Source organism: Lewinella sp. (assembly GCF_050633125.1).
Taxonomy (GTDB): domain Bacteria; phylum Bacteroidota; class Bacteroidia; order Chitinophagales; family Saprospiraceae; genus Lewinella.
Genome location: NZ_JBOEFX010000154.1, coordinates 1 through 525, shown reverse-complemented (window position 1 = coordinate 525; position 525 = coordinate 1). Strand labels below are relative to the sequence as shown.

The following is a 525-nucleotide window of genomic DNA, read 5'->3' as shown; positions in this document are numbered from 1 at the left end:
AGGTTAGTAAAACAGGAGAAGGGCCATCCGCGATATGCGAATGACCCTTCATAAAAATTGGCAGCGACCTACTCTCCCACCTAAAGGCAGTACCATCGGCGCTAAAGAGCTTAACTTCTCTGTTCGGAATGGGAAGAGGTGAACCTCTTTGCTATAGCCACCAATTAATCTTTACAGTTCGTAAACTGCGTTATTTCTATTGGTTTATCATTGATAAACACAGACAAGAAAAGGGATAAAGTTGTAGTACACCTTGCTTACTACCGCAAAGCGTTAAGTAAAGTTATATTTTAAAAAGGAAGCTTTCGGGTAATTAGTACTACTCGGCTCCATACATTACTGCACTTCCACCTATAGCCTATCAACGTAGTCATCTTCTACGACCCTCATGGAATACTCATCTTAGAGTTGGCTTCGTGCTTAGATGCTTTCAGCGCTTATCCATTCCGAACATAGCTACCCTGCAATGCAGCTGGCGCCACAACAGGTACACTAGAGGTTCGTCCATCCCGGTCCTCTCGTACT

2 rRNA genes are annotated in these 525 nt (G+C 43.8%); both read right to left on the bottom strand.

Annotated features, from left to right (window positions below):
* Positions 1–55: 55 nt before the first annotated feature.
* Positions 56–165 (bottom strand): 5S ribosomal RNA (gene rrf, locus ACRBG0_RS26240).
* A 128-nt stretch (positions 166–293) separates the two neighbouring features.
* A 23S ribosomal RNA gene (locus ACRBG0_RS26235) occupies positions 294–525 on the bottom strand; the annotation flags it as partial.